Below are 17,838 nucleotides of genomic sequence, written 5' to 3' on the forward strand. Positions count from 1 at the left end.
ACTAACTTCCCGATATACGGGAGTGCAGATTGTTGCTTCCGTTGAACTTTCTTTACCGAACGTAAAAAAAGCGACAGCCATGAACGCGAATCTTCGCGTCCTTGACTGTCGCATGTTCGGGCAGCGCTTAGCCGCCGAAAACGGTCTTGATCCTGTCGTATTCTTCCGCCGTAATCGGCAGCACGGTTCCGTGCTTAAATCCATACGGGAAGCTGAAGCTCTCGTCCGAGCGAACGAAGCGGCCGCTCTCCAGCGAATCGGAGACGAACGGCACATAACCCTGCCCCTCGCCCTCCACGCCGTAGAAATCGAGCATGAGACACCATTTTCCGTCTTTCAGCCGGAATGCGGTCGGCGCTTCATATACGCCCTGTCTCAGCTTGGCCATCTCCTCGTCGAACGCTTCGCTTCGAACGTAATCGCTCCCCGCAATCGAGCTTCCCTTCTCCAATATGATCGTCTCGGGATTGTTCTCGCTCTTGAGGAAACGATAGAAGCTGCCGTTCTCCTCGTAGACTGCGGAGTCGATGATCCCGCTGTCCTCCTTGCGGCATAGCAGCTCCGGAACGGTGAAGTTCTCGAAATCGCGGGTTCGCGAATAATAGATGGCTTTGGGACCGTAGTCGTTCGAAGCGTGCGACGAAGACCAGTGAAGAACGTAGTCATCTTGCCGGGGATCATAGATGACGTCCGGCGCCCACAAGCAGCCGAACCGCCCGTCTCCGAGCTGAACGAGCCGCTGCTCCGACCAGTTCGTCAAGTCGTCCGATTCCCATAGCGCCAAGCTCTTGCTGCCTTCGATCCCGATGTTCTTCCAGCTGCCCCGGTATTTGCCGTGAAAGCTGTTAGCCAGACTGAGATCGGTAGATATAATGTAAAACTTCCCGTTGTTCGCTCTGACGATCGTATGATCGCGCACGCCTTTCTCTCCAAGCCGGCTTTCCAGAACCGGGTTCCCCCCGTTCACCTGCTCCCAGCGGAAGCCGTCCGTGCTTAGCGCAAAATAGACCTGTTCCCCGTCCGGCGTTCTCTTCTCCTTAAAATGAACGAACAAATAAGCTTCCATCGCTCCGGCCTCCTCGTCGATTTCTCTTTCCCCCATTCAATCGCCCCATCGGCTCAGTATGGCCTCGTATTCGCTTCTTGTAAGAGGCAGAATCGAGCCGTGACGCTTCTTCAAGCATGATGACCTCCGTTGGAGTATCGTCGCCAGCCGATTCCTCCCGGCGCAGGACAGCTTTTATCCTTGAATTTTGCGGCGATTCTGACGAAGCATCCGCATAACGCGCACGTATGCCCTCCGACGAGCTTCGAGCAATCGCGACACAGGGTCAGCCTCTCATGATAGACGTCGTCCGGGACGCATATTCCGCTGTCGGAATGAAACATCGGCGCAGCCAGCATCCGGTCGATCCGATCCTCGGACACCTGATAATCGTCCCGGCAGCCCTTGCACGGCAGAGCGCTTCCCGTCTCCGTTCTCATTACCGCGATTGGAGCTCGAGAACCGCGACGGACATCGGCGGCAGGCCAACCGTCAGCAGCTTGTCCGCGATGGTGAAATCGGTAAACGCCGCCGGCGCGACCCGGTCGGGGCCGTCGAACGTATTGTGGCCGTCCGTCCGATCGGAGGCGAGAATCGAACCTTTGACCTCCACGTCGCCTTCAGCCCATCCGCGAAGCTCGACTTGCACGCTGGCCCCGGAAAGGTGATCCAGATTGCACAGGCTCAAGTGAATGCGGCCTTCGGCGTCGCGGGAAGCGGATGCGGAAATTTGCGGCAAAGCTTCTTGGCCGCTTCCGATCTGCTCGACGCTCTCGTGCAGGTCCAGCAATTCCGCGTCCTGATGGACTTTGAACAGATCGAACACATGGTAAGTCGGCGTCAGCAGCATGCGCTCGCCCTCCGTCAGAACGACGGACTGCAATACGTTGACTAATTGCGCGATATTCGCCATGCGGACTCGGTCGCTGTGCCGGTGGAATATGTGCAGCGTGATCCCGGCGACGAGCGCGTCGCGAATCGTATTTTGCTGATACAGGAAGCCCGGATTCGTGCCCGGCTCGACATCGTACCACGTTCCCCACTCGTCCACGATCAGCCCGATGCGCTTGTCTGGATCATACTGGTCCATGATGGAAGAGTGCCTGGAGATCAACTCCTCCATATGCAGCGCCTTGCGCAGCGTGATGGCCCACTCGGATTCCGGGAATCCGGTGGCGGCGCCTTTGTTCGACCAGGACCCCGGTATCGTATAGTAGTGCAGCGTGATGGAATCCATATAACGATGTGCCTGCTTCATCAGCGTTTCCATCCAATAATAGTCCGCCTCGTTCGGTCCGCATGCGATTTTGTGAATACGGTTGTCGCCATAGCTGCGGACATAGGTTTGGAATTGACGGTAGAGATCTGCGTAATATTCCGGGCGCATATTGCCGCCGCAGCCCCAGTTCTCGTTGCCGACGCCGAAATACTTTACCTTCCAGGGCTGCTCCCGCCCGTTGGTCTTGCGCCACTCGGCCATCGGCGACACGCCGTCGAACGTCAAATACTCGACCCATTCGGACATTTCCTGCACAGTGCCGCTGCCTACATTGCCGTTAATGTACGGCTCGCATTCGAGCAATTCGCATAGTCTCATAAACTCGTGCGTGCCGAAATGGTTATTTTCCACGACGCCGCCCCAGTGCGTGTTGACCATGCGCTTGCGGTTCTCCCTCGGACCGACTCCGTCCTTCCAATGATATTCATCCGCAAAGCAGCCTCCCGGCCATCTCAGCACGGGAATTTGGAGCTGCTTTAAAGCCTGCAGCACATCGTTGCGGATGCCGTTCGTATTCGGAATCGGAGAGTCCTCCCCAACCCATAGCCCTTCATAAATACAGCGCCCGAGGTGTTCCGAGAAATGTCCGTAAATGTTGCGGTTGATCGTGCCTTTCGCCCGATCCGCGTGAATGACAATCCGATTGGCCATGTTCGCACTCTCTCCTTAAATTAATATTTTTATTAATTACATACTAAATTCATTAACTACAATTCCTATAATAAAAGCGGATTCATAAAATCGCAAACCTTTTTTATTTAGTAAACAGACTCCTGCTCTATCGTGACGACAATTCTCAATATCCGATCATCGGGATAGATTTAGGCAGCCTGTCATAGGGCTTCATCTCTCCGTTCTTGACCTTATAGAGCACCTGTGAAGTTTCGTAAGCCGCCTCCATCAGTTCTTCGTAAGGCTGCATACAAATGTCCACCATGCCGATCTGATAATTTTCTCCGTCATATCTGCCCAGACAGAACTGGTCGTTGTATTGGAACCAGTGCGCGCCCACGCCATAGGGATGGGCTGCGACTTTCTCTACGAAATGCCTCCACATTACCCCTCGTTCCTCTTGATTGGGAACGCCCTTCAGGCCTGTGGCTGGCAGCCCTCTGTCCAACGCGCCGCAGTGGTACTCTCCAAGCAATATAGGCAGGTTCACGCCTGCATTCTTAACGAAGTCCATATCGCGAGCAGGATCGAAATCATAGCAATTGATCGAGAATACGTCGAAGTATTCCCATCCCGCCATCATGTCAAGATTGTAGGCTTTCGACCACCTTAGTCCGAGATTCAAATGGTTGGGATCAATCGTTCTGCAGGCCAGGGACGGTATCTTAATATATTCGCGAATGAGATGTACAGAGAAGTTTCGAATATCGGGTTTGGATTTAGGATAAATCGCGGAGCAATCCTTTATGGGTCGTTCAAAATCCGAGAAGCTTTCGAATTGAGAATCCCAAGCTTTATTGAGCTGATCGATCGTCTCGTAACGGTTTATCAAGTATTGAATAAAGCCCAGCCGACAATGCGTTTGAGCGGGATTGCGCAATACTTCGTCGGCAATGGCCAAGCCCTCCACGAAGTTAAACTCCGGTTCATTTCTGAGAAAATATCCGATCAGCCATACGTCATCCTTCCATGCCGCTAACTGTTGCGCATATTGCTCCGACTTTTCTTGATACTCCGGAGATAACACATCCGGGAAATCCCTGAAAATAAGCGTGTCGGTTGTCGGAAAGTTGGGCAATTCCCGAACGTAGGGCAGCTTCGCCCTGCCATTGTTGACGCCTAACCCGGGGAAATTTCCTTGCGAATTGATTCCGTTTTTCATCAAAATACGGTGAGAGATTTCTTCCCATTTTTCCAGCCACTCTTCACCATAAACTTTTTTCATATTCAGGGCAGTGAAACTAACGATTTTATATTGATCCGGGGGCATATAAGCAGCGCGCCTCATTGTCCCCATTCTGTAAAACTCCTTATACTCCGGATCTTCCGGATCCGGCAGCCAGTCGCACAGCTCTTCCAGACTGTCGACGCGGCAGCGGTCGCCCGGATTCGTGCCGCAAGGACCTAACGAGAAATAGTCGCAGCCGTCCGGGTCTACCAAATGCCATCGTCCATCCTCTGACTTGAAGGTCGAGAAAAAACCTGTGCCCGTTTTAAGCTTCCGGGTCTGATCTCCTCCCCATATGTTCCATTCGGGAAACGGATATTCCGCTCGGCCCTCGTTGGCTTTCAGTTTCTCCTTTAACTCCGCCAAGGAATGTATTTTGTTCGGCCAGTCTTTTTCCTTCCATTGACCGAATTCGTCAACCATTTTTTTCCGAGGAATCGGAAAATGAGTCGGCTGTTCGTCTGTTAAGCAGAAATTTTCGAACCGTACTTTGACGTCATGAAAAGTCTTTTCTATCCCCAGTTCAAACCGATCGACGGCGTCCAATTCGGTACGCTGCCCGTGCACGACCAATTTTAGCGTTCCTGGCGTACGGTTCGTGAAGATCGTGCTATTGTCCAAAAGATAAAGATCCAGGCAAATCCTTGTTTTAAGCTTCGGCAGCAATCCGAAACGCATGAATATCCTTTCATCGTCTTCTCCGGGGACAAAACATCGAAACATCATCGCTGCGGAGTGTTCCTCCAGCACTTCTATGTCGCCGACTATATATCGTTTTCCTGAATGTTTGACTTGATCCAGCGTAATTCCCCCGCCGTCCGCACCAAGCGCAACCACGCAACTGTCTGTATCGAGCGTAACGAATGTCGCATCCCTGGCTACCGAATTCGTAAAGTTAATCTTCATCCTATAACCTCCCAAGTATAAAAGTTAGAACTATCTTGATTCTTAAATCAAAGAGAGGATATAGCAATGCAAGATCCCATTATCTTTGTAAAATAGCGACTTTTTTTCGATATCGCGCAGAACATATCGCCCCGAAATCGGTATAATTAAAATCCCCTATTATGCGATGCTTGGAGTCGATCACTATGAACGCTATATTGCACTATCGGGTGAACGGCAGCCGATTGCCCAAAATCATTTTTATGGAGAAAGTGACGGTAACCCCTCCTCATATTCATATCCGAAGAAAAACGGAGGAGTTCATTTTGTACTTCGTGCTTGCAGGAGAAATGTATTTGAATGAAGGAGATCGCCGCTATGCGTTAAAAGCCAACGACTTGCTGATTCTTGATCCTCATCAGGAACATTACGGAACGAAAGCCGCAGCGTGCACTTACTTTTACATTCACTTTGCGCACGATCAAATGGAGGAACTGGCTAAGCATGAGGAAATTGTGAAAAATGAATTAATCATTGAGAGGCTAACCGCGTTAAAAACACATGAATGCAAGTCCGGAGAGAACGCATCTTCACACCTTGCGGTCCCAAAACTCTTTCACTCCAAGCCGAACAGTACCGTTGTAAGCCTTCTCCATAAGCTCAGAGAAGCGCACCATAACCGTCTGGAGCACTTTCAATTGATGACCGGAACCCTTCTTCTAGAATTGCTGATTACGTTGTCCAGGGAGTTTACCGCCAGCTTCCTGTTCAGTGAGCATTCCGTTTCGAAGACCCGCTCCACTCGCATGATCCATGATCTATTGTCCTATTTTCAAAACGACTATGCCTCGGACATTCGCGGAGCGACCATTGAAGACAGATACAACTGTAATTTTGATTACTTAAATCGCATGTTTAAGAAGGCAACGGATACAACCATTTTTGCTTATTTGAATGAACTTCGAATTTCAAAAGCGAAGCAAATGCTGTACGACGGGTCGGGAACTCTATCCGAAATATCGGAAAAATGCGGCTTTAAGGACGTCTACTACTTCTCTAAAGTATTTAAGAAATATACGGGGCTTACTCCTGGGGTATATTCTAAAAACAGGCGTTGGTAAAGGGGAAGAATCGTCAACGATTCGTAATGGACGAAGCTCGGCGACAAGCTCGAAGCCGCATTAAACATTGTTCAACCGGGTTCTCGTGAACGCCTCCCGATAAGCCGTCGGAGTGACGCCGGAGTGACGCTTGAACCACTTGGCGAACTGCTTCTCGTCCGAGAACCCGACCCGATCGGCCACCTCTTTGACGTACAGCTTGCTGCCCGCCAGCTGCTGCTTGGCGGCTTCAAGCTTGACGGAATGGACGTAATCCAGCAGACCGCAGCCGAAATTGCGCTTGAACAGCCGGGTCAAATACTGCTTGTTATAGCCGCTGTACGCAGCGATTCGTTCAACCGTGCATTGCTTTTCAAGGGCATGGAGTCGAATCCATTCTCGCAGCTCGGCAAGCTTAGGGTCCGGGCTGGAATTTCTCCCCTGCTCCGCCAATTCGATCAGCAGGCAAGAAAGAAAGTAATCTCCCGCGTGCGGCAGACTGTAACCGCCGCTTGCCGCATGCAGCAGCTGCCGCGCCAGAATGTGAAGCCGGTTCGGATTCGCGCACTTCGCATATAACGGCAGCCAGCTGTCGGGCTCGCGATCGTCCGCTTCAGGCTGCATGAAATGGAACCAATAGAACGATACGCCGGGCAGCGAAGGCTTGAACCCCCGATGAAACTGCCCCGGCTTAAGGATCATCGCGTCCCCCGGTTTGATTTCGAACGGCTCTCCATCAACCTCCAAGTAGACGACTTCGGACACTCCGAGCAGCAGCTCGTAATCCGCTATTTTTCTTGCCATATGGGACCAAGGTTCCTTGGCCAGAAAGTGGCCTCCCATGTGCAAGCGATAAGGCCGATGCGTATAAAACGGAAGCAATCGTCGCAGCCCCCCGTCCGGAAGATAATAAGTCACTTTTTGACACCTATTCTATCGAAACGCCTACCGACAAAGCCCGATCGCTTCGATAAGATGAAATTGCGCCCATTCCATCTTAACGGAGAGTGACTCATGAATACAACGAACAACCGGTCGGCTGCCAGCCGCCCTGTCGATCTCAAGAACATCAAAATTTCCGACCGCTACTGGCAATCGTACGTAGATCTTGTCAACAATACGATCCTTCCTTACCAGTGGGAAGCGTTGAACGATAGAGTGCCCGATGCGGAGCCCAGCTACTGCATCCGCAACTTCCGAATCGCCGCCAGGCTGGAGACTGGTGACTTCTCCGGATTCGTCTTCCAGGATACCGACCTCTACAAATGGCTGGAAGCGGTGGGCTACTCACTGGCGAACAAACCGAACGGCGATCTGGAGAAGCTGGCGGATGAAGCGGTCGAACTGCTGGCGTCCGCTCAGCTGGAAGACGGGTATTTGAATACGTACTTTACGATTCGCAATCCGCAACAACGCTGGACGAACCTGACGGATTGCCACGAAATGTATTCGGCCGGCCATCTGATCGAAGCGGCCGTTGCCTACTATCACGGAACCGGCAAGACGAAGCTGCTCGACGTCGCCCGGCGCGTCGCCGATCATATCGATCTGCGGTTCGGTCCAGGCACAGACCAGATTCAAGGCTATGACGGCCATCAAGAGATCGAGCTGGCTCTGGTGAAGCTGTACGAGGCAACGGGCGAACCTCGGTACTTGAATCTCGCCTGCTTCCTGATCGACGAGCGCGGCAAGGAACCGTATTTCTTCCATCAGGAATGGGAAGCACGGGGCCGGACTTCTTACTGGAATCCCGGCGTCGTTCAGTCCAAGCCCCCTGCGCCGGAATACCACCAAGCCCATAAGCCGGTTCGCGAGCAAGCGGAGGCCGTCGGACATGCCGTTCGTGCGGTTTACATGTATACGGCCATGGCGGACCTGGCGCTTCATAACAACGATACCGAGCTTCTGGAAGCTTGCAGAAGGTTATGGAGCAATATGGTCGACAAGCAGATGTACGTAACTGGCAGCATAGGTTCCACCCATCACGGCGAAGCGTTCACATTCGATTACGACTTACCAAACGATACGAACTACTCCGAAACGTGCGCGTCGATCGGCATGATCTTTTTCGCCCGGCGTATGCTGCAGATCGAACCCAAAGGAGAGTACGCCGACGTCATGGAACGCTCTCTCTACAACACCGTAACAGCGGGGATCGGACTGGACGGCAAACACTATTTCTACGTCAACCCGATGGAAGTATGGCCCGCGGCGAGCAGCGGCAATCCAGGCAAACATCATATTAAGGCGACAAGGCAAAAATGGTACGGCTGCGCCTGCTGCCCGCCCAACGCCGCAAGGCTGCTCGTATCCGCGGGGCAATACGTGTATACGACAAACTCGGATACCCTCTACACCCATCTCTACATCGGCAACGAGACCGATCTCGAGCTTTCCGGCCGCAACGTGCGCATCCGCCTGGAGAGCGGTTTGCCGTGGAACGGGAATGCGTCGCTGGAGATCGCAAACGCCGATGGGTCCGGCAGCTTTACGCTCGCCTTACGTGTTCCTTCGTGGTCGCCTGCGACGGTATTTCGCGTTAACGGCGCCCAGCGCGAACCGATTATTCGTGACGGATACGCCTACTTTACGGGCGATTGGCGCAGCGGCGACCGCATTGACGTTCAGTTCGATATGACCCCGCGACGAATCTATGCCCACCCGCAAGTCCGAGCCAATGCCGGACGGGTTGCCCTGCAGCGCGGGCCGTTCGTCTATTGCTTCGAAGAGACCGACAACGGCTCTCCCCTCGCTTCGCTGGCGCTGCCCGAGAACGCGGAGTTGACGAGCGCCTGGGAAGAAACCTTGGGCGGCATCTTCGTCATCGAAGCGGAGGGAGTTCGGACCGAGGCTCCCGGGGAAGAGAGCGCCGCGCCTCTGTACCGAACCTCCCCGCCCGTTCGGACGCCAACGCGCCTGCGAGCCGTCCCTTACACGATGTGGGGCAATCGGGAGCATGGAGAGATGCAGGTTTGGATCAGGGAAGATTAACTTCTGACAAGCGCGCAACAGACGGACGCCGTTCATGGCGTCCGTCTGTTCTGCTTCTCCGCTTAGGTTCCCGCGGGATCATCCCCCGCTGTTCATTGCAGGCTAAAGGTCGCGTCGTTCCTCTCCAGCGCGGTGCCGATCGGATCGATCCGCAGATTAAAGCCGGAATGACGGATGTACCTGGTCGGATAGTTGTAGGACTGGAATGAAGATTTGCCGCCGTCCGCCAAGCCCGGCACCTGGTAGAAGGTCGCGTCCGCCGCGAATACGCCGCCCGAATTAGTCTGCGCGTACAGCACGTAGTTGGCATGTCTCAAGTACACGTTCGGATTGCTCTTCAGCCGGAAAGATACGCCCGCCGAATCGGCCAGCCCCGGGACCATGATCCATTCCGAATTGGCCGCGGTCGGATTTTCCACAATCTTCGCCGTGCCGTTGTCGTTCGCGATATACCTGGCCGGATAGTTGTGAGACTGCCATCTGACGGCGTCGGTCGCCTGTCCGAACACCTTGACCTCCCACAATCTTGGCGTATACCAGTTGCCCGGATTGTTGTGAAGCTTGGCATTGACCATGTTGATTCTTACATATCTTCCGGTAGCCGAGAACGTATCGGAGGTAAAACCGTAAGTCGTATTGCCCGTTCGGTCGAGCGCCACCGTCCAGTTGACGTTATCGTTGCTCGTTTCGATTTTGTACTGGTAGTACCCTTCGGAACCGTTCATCATCCACCACGAGATTTGCACGTTACTGATTTGTCTGACCGCGCCGAGGTCGACCTTCCACCAATGCGGCCACGATACGCTAGTGCCGACCCATTCCGTCTGATAGTTGCCGTCGTTGGCGTACCCTGCGGGATTTGCGCCCAGCGCAGACTGGGCCGTTGCCGGCTTGCCCTGGGACAGCAGCGTGCCGTTCGACACGCCGTTGACGACGCCCGTTGCGGCGTCGACGGAGATCGTATCGTAATAGTCCAGCGACGCGGATGTGCCGTTCAGCGTGAGAGGAAGCCAGACATATCTGGAATCGCTTAATTGGCTCGGATTCCATCGGTCGCCAACATAGATATGGGAGGTTGCCGTACTGCCCTGAACGGTCAGAATGAACGCCGGCTGCGAGTAAAAGGTGGATTTGTTGCCGAGCGGCTGCAGAGCCGACCATGGACCGTTAATGTTGGTTGCCGTCGAATACATCGCTTGATTGGGATACCAGCCCGAGGCGCCGGATGTAATCAGATAGTACAGATTGCCTTGCTTCACGATAGCCGGCGCTTCCCGATGGGAGCCGTCGTAGATCATGTTGAGCTCGGTATCGATCCCCAAGTAATCGGATGTCAATCTGTACAGCCTTAAATTGTAGTTGTTATCCGAAGACGAGATGAGATACGCTTTGCCGTCGGTGTCCTTGAACACGGTCATATCCCTCGACTGATTGTTGTTCGGTCTGAAACTTCCATGATAGGTGAATGGGCCGGTCGGCGTGTCGGACGTGGCGACCGCGACTCTCGCAAGCGTGTAGCCCGCTCCGTCCTCGTAATGTCCCCACAGCACGTATTTGCCCGTCGATTCGTTGTACAGAACTTTCGGACGCTCGATCTTGGCGGATTGCAGCTCCGAATGCGAAGCCTGCGTCAGAGCGTAGCTTCTCCATGTCCACGTCTTCAAATCTGTGGAGGAATATACGGTAACAGCCTTGAAGTTGGCGCTGTTGTGAATCTTATCCTCCCCGTACCAATAGTAAGTAGAATCGACCTTAATAATATGACCGCCATGAGCCTGCAGCGAGGCATTGTTGACATCCTTCCACGGCGTCCCGTTGGCGATCGTTTGAGGCGCGGCCTCGGCGGCAGGAGTTTCTCCCAACACGAGAACCGATACCGCGAGAGCGACAGACAGCAACATTTTCAACATCTTTTTCATCACAAAATCTCCTCTCTTTCGATGATTACTGCATTCTCCGTTCCGAATTGCGTTCCCCGTCCCGACGCGCATGCCACTAAGTCGCGTACCTCCTCCTTCCAGAAAACACTATATTGAAAGCGCTTTATTACACTCCTATTACTAACACGAACGAACCGTTCGCGCATAGTGCACAATTCGGTACATGATTGCACTATTCGCGCATAAGGAATTGGATAAATAAAACATGATTGTAGAAAAACCAAGATTCAGATACGAAGGGAAACAAAAACCCAAAAGAAAAGAGCCGCCACCAGGCAGCTCCCTTCTCTCTCTATTATTTTTTCGCCGCCGCGGCCGCAGCCGCGTATTCGCCGGCTTTCTTCAACAGCTCTTCGTAAGCTTGCTCCGGCGTGGAGGAGCCGAACTGGATCTTCTCGACAATCAGCTTGTAATCGTTCTTGAAGTTGCCGTAACCGACCGGATCGTTCACGAACTTCTGCGCGTCGGGAGCGACCTGGTTCATGAATTCGACGCCTTTCTTGTCGCCTTCGCTGTATTCCGGGCTCAGAGCGGCGACAATCTCGCCCGATACGGGCGTACCGCGAGTCAGCCCGAGCGTCTTGCCCGCTTCCAGATCGTTGATGAACCAGTCGATGAACGCCTTCGCTTCTTCCTGATGCTTCGATTGCGCGTTGACGCTCCAGAACATGCTCGGCTTGAGCCAACCGCCGGCTTCGGAGCCTTTCGGCAACGAGGCGTACTCGTACGTCCCCGGCTTCAATGCGTCGATGGCGCCAACCTGATTGGAGAACAGGTGACGGACGATCGCGTTGCCGTTGACGACGTTGTCGAGCTGCGGATCAAGCTCCTTGTCCGTCGTCGTCAAATCCGGAGGCGTCAGAATGCCGGCGTCCCGCAGCTCCTTCTGCTTCGTCTGATACTCGATCCACGTTGCCTTATCGATGGCCAGATTGCCTTCGGCATCGTAGATATAGCCTTTGCCCATGCTGTATTGGTAAGCGGTGTAGTCGACGAGGTCGGCGCTTTGGTCGGCATAGACGTACTTGTCGTTGCCGAGCTTGGCTTTCGCTTCTTGGCCGAACGCGTAGTAATCGTCCCACGTCCAATTGAAATCGGGCGCCTTCAGGCCGAGCTTGTCGACGACGGTTTTATCGTACACCATTCCGATCGCCGCGACGCCGAGCGGCTGGGCGTACAAGACGCCGTTCACCTTGCCGGATTCCATCAGGCTCGGATCGACGTCTGCGGTATTGATGCTTCCGATATCGGCAAGCAGTCCTCTGGAGACGTAATCGTTGACATAGGCCGCGTCCATCTGAATGATGTCCGGCGCGCTGCCCGCCGAGTACTGGACCGCGAGCTTGTCGAAGTAGCCGTCCCATCCCGAAAACGTGCTCTCGAACGTCACGTTCGGATGCAGCGCCGTATACTGTTCGAGCGCTTTCTGCGTCGCGTCGTGCCGGGCCTGCGAGCCCCACCAGGCGATCGTCAGCTTGACCGGCTCACCCGCTCCTCCGGAGGCCGAAGGGCTTGCGGAGGTCGAGGCCGACGGCGAAGCGCCAGGGCTCGCCGAGCTCGCGTCTTTCGAATTATTGCTGTTGCCGCATGCCGTAACCGTTGCCAAAACCAGTAATGAAGCGACTGCGATCGACCATTTTCTTGCCATGTATGAGGTCCCCCTTCAAATTGTCGACTTGCAACTTCATACTAGCACCGGTCTCCGCGAGCGTGTAGAAGAGCATCGAACACAAATCTTTCACAATCCACCGAAAGGCCGTCATTTCGCTTTGTTTTTGAACAGATCGCTCGGGCTGACGCCGCAGTATTTCTTGAACAGCGTGCTGAAGTAAGGAACGTTCTGGTAGCCGACCATTTCGGACACTTCGTAGATCAAGTATTTCCCTTCCGAGAGCAGCGCTTTCGCCTTCTCGATCCGAACGCGGATGACATAGTTGGTGAACGTCTCGCCGGTCGTCTTTTTGAACAGCTGGTTCAAATAGTTTTTGGAGATGAACAGCTGGCTCGCCAAATCTTCGAGCGTAATGTCTTCCGCGTAATTCTCGTGCACGTATTCGATCATGAACTCGATCGCCTTGCGATGCTTCTGGTGCAAGACCGGCACCGGAGCCTCTTCCTGCCCCGCCCCGTTCGATTCGTCCTCCGTCAGCAGCCGTTTCAGCGCTTCGTCCGCGGATTCCCGTATGCCGCGCCATGAGCTCTTGGCCTCGCCCAGGGAGTAGCGGAGCTTCAAGTCCAAATATCGACCGATCTCCTCGACGAGGGCATGGCCGATCCTGCGGCATTCCTCCAGCCGCTCCGATTCGGCCATCCCGTGATCGGGATCGAGAACGACCGCCGCATGATTGCCGTACAGCCAGGCGAAGCCATGGTTCGGAACGTCCCGCTCCAAAATCTCGCAGGCGATATTGGTAATGGCAAATTTGAACAGGTTCCAGTCGGCGACGGAGATGCCTTTGACGCGTTCGGTCTTCGTCAGCTCCAGGACGAGAACGATCGGCCGGCTGTCCCGCCAGTCTTCGGGCGCCGGCTGCAGGCTGTCCATGGAGCCGGCGCCGACGATGACCGACTTCAGCCAATCTTCCTCGCTCGCAGGCTCTCCGGCGTTATCCCGGCGGCTCAGCTTCGTCTGCTCGATGCTGTTCAAGTACGAGTCCTCCAGCTTCTCAATCGTCGCAGCCAGCACCTGATGAACCTGCTCGACCGTCACCGGCTTCGTCAAATAATCTTCGACGCCCATCCGGATCGCCGAACGGGCGAATTCAAAGTCGTTGTATCCGCTAAGAATAATGAAACGTCCAGGAAACTTGCGGGCGCGCAGCCGTTCAATCATCTCGATCCCGTTCATCATCGGCATGTAAATATCCGTAATGACGATGTCCGGATTAACCTCCTCAATCAATTTCAGTCCTTCTTCACCGTCGATGGCGTCGCCGGCAAACTCCGCGTCCAGCTCCTCCCACGGAATGATGCTGCGCAAACCGTCCAGCACTTGAAAGTCGTCGTCGACGAGCGCGATTTTCCACATTAGGCGTCCTCCTCCTGCGTCTGCTCTTCGATGATCGGCAATCGAACGATCGCCCGCGTACCGCCCGTCTCCCCCGGAACCAGCTCGAAGCCGTAGGACGGACCGAACAGCGCCTCGATTCGTTCCTTCACGTTGCGCAGTCCGTATCCTCCCTTGGCGCTCCGGCTCTCGGATGCCGCGGCGCGCAAGCCGCGGCCGTCATCGGCGATCGCGATCTCAAGATGCCCGTCCGCCGGTCGAATCGCGACCGTAAGCTTGGCGCTGCGTCTGCCATGAAAACCGTGCACGAAGGCGTTCTCGATGAACGGCTGCAAAATAATTTTCGGAACGCGCAGGCGCAGCGCCTCTTCGTCGGCTTCGATCCGGTACTCCAGCCGATCCTCCCACCTGACCTTCTGGAATTGCAGATAACACTCAATATGCGCCAGTTCCTCGGAGAGGGGCACAAGCCTTCCCGTGTTCGACAGCGCCAGCCGGAACAGCTGCCCGAGCTGCGACAGCATCGCGCTGATCTTCGACTGCCCCGCCGTGATCGCCACCCAATTGACCTGATCGAGCGAGTTGTACAGGAAATGCGGGTTAATCATCACCTGCAGGCTTTTGATTTCCGCTTCTCTACGCTTCTCGTATTGAACCTCCAGATTTCCGTACAGCTCTTCGATTCGCTGCATCAGCTTCTGATACCCCTGGAACAGCCTGCCGAATTCGTTCTTGTAATCATCGGGCAGCGCATCCTGCTTCTGCGGCGAGTAGTTGCTCATCGCCTTGAGCAGCAGCCCGATCGGCTTCATGAATTGCCTGGCTACGAGCACCCCCAGCAGCAGGATCAGGAAAATTGCGGCAATGCCGAGCAGCAGAAACAGGCGGGTAATTTGCAGGCTGCTCGCGGTCATGTCCTTCCACGACGTACGCTCGATCAGCGTCCATTTGGAATCGATCGACTTCGACCACACGAGGAATTCGTCGCCCGTCCGCTTGGAGCCGGCGGCGTTCCGCTCGATCTCTGCGGCGATCCCGTCAAGCTGCTCCTGACTGAACGCTTCGTTCACCGTCTGCGTGATCAACTGGCCCGTCTCATCCAGCAGAGCGACGCTGGAGCGGCCGCCCTCGGTCTCGATCAAAGCTTGAAACACAGGCACTTTAATATTCAAAACCATTAAGGCGTAGTACTGGTTCAGGTTGTTGTACACTTTCCTCGCGAAGCTGATTACCGGGATGTCCCCGCTGTTCGTCCGGATCGTATGCTCGCTGATCCATGCGTCGTCCGTCTTGTCGATGAGCGGATACCACGTTTCTTCCTTCATCTGTTCGAACGGCAGAAACTGAACGTACTCCTGAAGGCTGTAGTTCAGCGGAAGCACGGAATAGACGTGAATCGAATGCAGAATCGGCGTGTTGAAAACGTAATTGTTGAGCTGAGAGCGGATCTCCGCCTGAGCGCGCACTTTATCGTACTTCGTCCCTGCCTGGAACCGGTTGTACGTCACGTCGAAGTTTTTGGACGCGGTGTTCGAGCTTTGTTCGATGCCAACGAGGCTCGTCGTCAGCTTCTTGTTCAGCTCGCCCAGCAGCTTCTGCTGATAATGCGACGTGTTGGACGCAATTTCCTTGGAACTGCTCGAATAGCTGATCCATACGACGACGCCGACGAGCAGCGTGACGATAAAAGCGAATCCGAAGAAAAAGACGAAATCGATTCGCAGCGTTTTGAACGGATTCCTCATGCCGACATCTCTCCCTGCCGCAAAAATGCAAAGAAAGCCGCGAGCCTCGCAGCTTTTTTGACTATTCCAAAACTGTCTGTATTCTATCCTTTCACCGCGCCCGAGGCAATTCCTTCGACAAAGTGCTTCTGCGCGAAGAAAAACACGAGGACGGACGGAACGACGGAGAGCAGCGACATCGCCAGCAGTTGCCCCCAAGGAACGGAGCCTTGGGAATCGATGAACAGCTTGAGCGCGAGGTTCATCGTATATTTGTCGACCGTGTTCAGATAGAGCATCTGCCCGAAGAAATCGTCCCAGTTCCAGAGAAAGCAGTAGATTCCCACCGTCACCAGCGCCGGCTTGATCAGAGGCAGCATAATTCTCCAATAGATGCCGAACCAGGAGCAACCATCGATCTTGGCCGATTCGTCCAGCTCCTTCGGAATCGAGCGGATGAACTGCACGAGCAAATAGATGAAGAACGGTCCGCCGACGCCCCCGGCGAGAATGTGAGGAACGTAGAACGGCAAGTAAGTGTTCAGCCAATTCAGTTCGTTGAACATAACATACTGCGGCACGATCGTCACTTGGGTCGGCAGCATCAGCGTCACGAGCATAATCGCGAACCATACGTTGCGCAGCGGGAAGTCGAGCCGACCGAAGGCGAAGGCGACCAGGCTGCAGGAGACGATGCTCGTGAACAGCACGCCCAGCACGAGCTCGAACGTGTTCATGTAGAAATGCGTGAAGGCGTAGTTCGGCACAGCGTTCCAGCCTTCCGAGAAGTTGGACCAATTCAGTTTTTTCGGGAACAAGGAGGCCGAGCTCATCTCCGCGTTCGTCTTGAGCGAGGCGCCCAGCCACCAGAACACAGGATACATCATGATCAGGCTGACGGCCAGCATGGAGCCGTGCAGGCCAAGTCGTTTCATCGTTGCGGTCATCCCCGTTTGCCTCCTTGCGTTTCATAGAATACCCAGTATCGCGACGTGGCGAACAGAACCGCGGTAAAGGCGCCGATCAGGAAGAGCAGAATCCAAGCCAGCGCGGAAGCGTAACCCATCTGGAACTTTGTGAACGCCGTCTGGTACAAGTACATGACGTACACGTACGTGGAATGGACGGGGCCTCCGTTCGTGACGACGAACGCCTGCGTGAACATCTGAAACGAGTTGATCAAAGACTGCACGGCGTTGAACAGAATGATCGGAGACAGCATCGGCAGCGTGATCCTCACAAATTGCCGCCACTTGCTCGCGCCGTCCACGGAGGCGGCCTCGTACAAATCGCGCGGAATCTGCTTCAAGCCCGCGAGGAAGATGATCATCGAGGAGCCGAATTGCCATACCATCATCAGAATCAGCGTGCCGAGCGCGTATTTCGGGTCGGCAATCCACGATTTGCCCGAGATGCCGAAGAAGCCGAGCACATCGTTCACGAAGCCGTTGCGGCCGAAAATGTTCTTCCACAAAATCGACACCGCGATGCTCGTCCCGATCAGGGACGGGAAGTAGACCATCGTGCGGTAGTAGGCAATCCCTCTGATCGGCCTGTTCAGCATCATCGCGATCAGCAGAGCGAACGCCAAGCGAAGCGGCACGGTAAGAAGAACGAACAAAATCGTAATTTTGAGCGTATGCGGGAACGTATCGTCGGTGGTGAAAATTTTGCGGTAGTTGTCCAGCCCGACCCAGTTCGGCGCGGACAGCAGCGAATAGTCGGTGAACGAGTAATACAGGGACATGCAGATCGGCCCGAGCGTCAGCAAAATAAAACCGAGGAGCCACGGCGATAAAAACAAGTAGCCCGCGAGGGGCGATTCCCAGCGCTTCTGTCTAACCTTCGTTTGCATTGATTTCCACTCCTGTCGTCTATCCGGTAGCCTGGCTTTCTTTGCGTACCCTCATTATATAGGCGCTTTCCGGCGGCGATAAGGAGAGGATCGAATGCGATTCTTTCACTAT

The 17,838-nt window shown here is 54.4% G+C and carries 13 protein-coding genes; 2 read left to right on the plus strand and 11 right to left on the minus strand.

What is annotated here, in order from left to right; all coding sequences use genetic code 11:
* Positions 1-127 precede the first annotated feature (127 nt).
* The 4 genes from B0G52_RS26145 to B0G52_RS26160 form a co-directional block, all read right to left on the minus strand.
* Positions 128-1,102 carry a glycoside hydrolase family 43 protein gene (locus tag B0G52_RS26145; RefSeq protein WP_233163064.1) on the minus strand — a complete coding sequence of 325 codons (975 nt, stop codon included), beginning with the start codon at positions 1,100-1,102 and terminating at the stop codon, positions 128-130.
* Between the two features lie 74 nt (positions 1,103-1,176).
* Entirely contained in the window at positions 1,177-1,485 is a 309-nt protein-coding gene (locus B0G52_RS26150) for a DUF6171 family protein (protein ID WP_094048799.1), read from the minus strand.
* Complete coding sequence (locus B0G52_RS26155) at positions 1,485-2,975, minus strand: alpha-N-arabinofuranosidase (protein ID WP_094048801.1); 1,491 nt, start codon at positions 2,973-2,975, stop codon at positions 1,485-1,487. The genes B0G52_RS26150 and B0G52_RS26155 overlap by 1 nt, the downstream gene beginning before the upstream one ends.
* Positions 2,976-3,120: 145 nt before the next feature.
* Positions 3,121-5,130, minus strand: coding sequence for a beta-galactosidase (locus B0G52_RS26160; protein WP_094048803.1), 2,010 nt, complete (start codon positions 5,128-5,130; stop codon positions 3,121-3,123).
* Positions 5,131-5,315: 185 nt separating this feature from the next.
* Here B0G52_RS26160 and B0G52_RS26165 point away from each other — a divergent pair, with 185 nt between their 5' ends.
* A complete protein-coding gene (locus tag B0G52_RS26165; RefSeq protein ID WP_158223873.1) occupies positions 5,316-6,230 on the plus strand; it encodes an AraC family transcriptional regulator in 915 nt (304 codons plus the stop codon).
* Positions 6,231-6,290: 60 nt separating this feature from the next.
* Here B0G52_RS26165 and B0G52_RS26170 read toward each other — a convergent pair whose 3' ends face one another.
* Complete coding sequence (locus B0G52_RS26170) at positions 6,291-7,013, minus strand: helix-turn-helix domain-containing protein (RefSeq protein WP_158223874.1); 723 nt, start codon at positions 7,011-7,013, stop codon at positions 6,291-6,293.
* Between the two features lie 210 nt (positions 7,014-7,223).
* Between B0G52_RS26170 and B0G52_RS26175 the strand changes: the two genes are divergently transcribed.
* Positions 7,224-9,200: a glycoside hydrolase family 127 protein gene (locus B0G52_RS26175; RefSeq protein ID WP_094048810.1), complete on the plus strand. Its 1,977-nt coding sequence runs from the start codon at positions 7,224-7,226 to the stop codon at positions 9,198-9,200.
* Positions 9,201-9,292: 92 nt separating this feature from the next.
* Here B0G52_RS26175 and B0G52_RS26180 read toward each other — a convergent pair whose 3' ends face one another.
* From B0G52_RS26180 to B0G52_RS26205, 6 genes are all read right to left on the minus strand, one after another.
* Entirely contained in the window at positions 9,293-11,119 is a 1,827-nt protein-coding gene (locus B0G52_RS26180; protein ID WP_094048812.1) for an AbfB domain-containing protein, read from the minus strand.
* A gap of 316 nt (positions 11,120-11,435) precedes the next feature.
* A complete protein-coding gene (locus B0G52_RS26185; RefSeq protein ID WP_094048814.1) occupies positions 11,436-12,788 on the minus strand; it encodes an ABC transporter substrate-binding protein in 1,353 nt (450 codons plus the stop codon).
* 111 nt (positions 12,789-12,899) lie between these two features.
* Positions 12,900-14,168 carry a response regulator gene (locus B0G52_RS26190; protein ID WP_094048816.1) on the minus strand — a complete coding sequence of 423 codons (1,269 nt, stop codon included), beginning with the start codon at positions 14,166-14,168 and terminating at the stop codon, positions 12,900-12,902.
* Positions 14,168-15,892, minus strand: coding sequence for a cache domain-containing sensor histidine kinase (locus B0G52_RS26195; protein ID WP_094048818.1), 1,725 nt, complete (start codon positions 15,890-15,892; stop codon positions 14,168-14,170). Before B0G52_RS26195 ends, B0G52_RS26190 begins: the two co-directional genes overlap by 1 nt.
* Before the next feature lie 83 nt (positions 15,893-15,975).
* A complete protein-coding gene (locus B0G52_RS26200) occupies positions 15,976-16,818 on the minus strand; it encodes a carbohydrate ABC transporter permease (RefSeq protein ID WP_233163066.1) in 843 nt (280 codons plus the stop codon).
* A complete protein-coding gene (locus tag B0G52_RS26205; RefSeq protein WP_094048820.1) occupies positions 16,815-17,726 on the minus strand; it encodes a carbohydrate ABC transporter permease in 912 nt (303 codons plus the stop codon). The genes B0G52_RS26200 and B0G52_RS26205 overlap by 4 nt, the downstream gene beginning before the upstream one ends.
* Positions 17,727-17,838: the final 112 nt, after the last annotated feature.

This window comes from Cohnella sp. SGD-V74 (assembly GCF_003001675.1).
GTDB lineage: Bacteria > Bacillota > Bacilli > Paenibacillales > Paenibacillaceae > Cohnella.

Bases quoted from the DNA above. Each gene is read 5' to 3' on its own strand.
- B0G52_RS26145 (WP_233163064.1), bottom strand. From the start codon at position 1,102: ATGGGGGAAAGAGAAATCGACGAGGAGGCCGGAGCGATGGAAGCTTAT.
- B0G52_RS26150 (WP_094048799.1), bottom strand. From the start codon at position 1,485: ATGAGAACGGAGACGGGAAGCGCTCTGCCGTGCAAGGGCTGCCGGGAC.
- B0G52_RS26155 (WP_094048801.1), bottom strand. From the start codon at position 2,975: ATGGCCAATCGGATTGTCATTCACGCGGATCGGGCGAAAGGCACGATC.
- B0G52_RS26160 (WP_094048803.1), bottom strand. From the start codon at position 5,130: ATGAAGATTAACTTTACGAATTCGGTAGCCAGGGATGCGACATTCGTT.
- B0G52_RS26165 (WP_158223873.1), top strand. From the start codon at position 5,316: ATGAACGCTATATTGCACTATCGGGTGAACGGCAGCCGATTGCCCAAA.
- B0G52_RS26170 (WP_158223874.1), bottom strand. From the start codon at position 7,013: ATGGCAAGAAAAATAGCGGATTACGAGCTGCTGCTCGGAGTGTCCGAA.
- B0G52_RS26175 (WP_094048810.1), top strand. From the start codon at position 7,224: ATGAATACAACGAACAACCGGTCGGCTGCCAGCCGCCCTGTCGATCTC.
- B0G52_RS26180 (WP_094048812.1), bottom strand. From the start codon at position 11,119: ATGAAAAAGATGTTGAAAATGTTGCTGTCTGTCGCTCTCGCGGTATCG.
- B0G52_RS26185 (WP_094048814.1), bottom strand. From the start codon at position 12,788: ATGGCAAGAAAATGGTCGATCGCAGTCGCTTCATTACTGGTTTTGGCA.
- B0G52_RS26190 (WP_094048816.1), bottom strand. From the start codon at position 14,168: ATGTGGAAAATCGCGCTCGTCGACGACGACTTTCAAGTGCTGGACGGT.
- B0G52_RS26195 (WP_094048818.1), bottom strand. From the start codon at position 15,892: ATGAGGAATCCGTTCAAAACGCTGCGAATCGATTTCGTCTTTTTCTTC.
- B0G52_RS26200 (WP_233163066.1), bottom strand. From the start codon at position 16,818: ATGACCGCAACGATGAAACGACTTGGCCTGCACGGCTCCATGCTGGCC.
- B0G52_RS26205 (WP_094048820.1), bottom strand. From the start codon at position 17,726: ATGCAAACGAAGGTTAGACAGAAGCGCTGGGAATCGCCCCTCGCGGGC.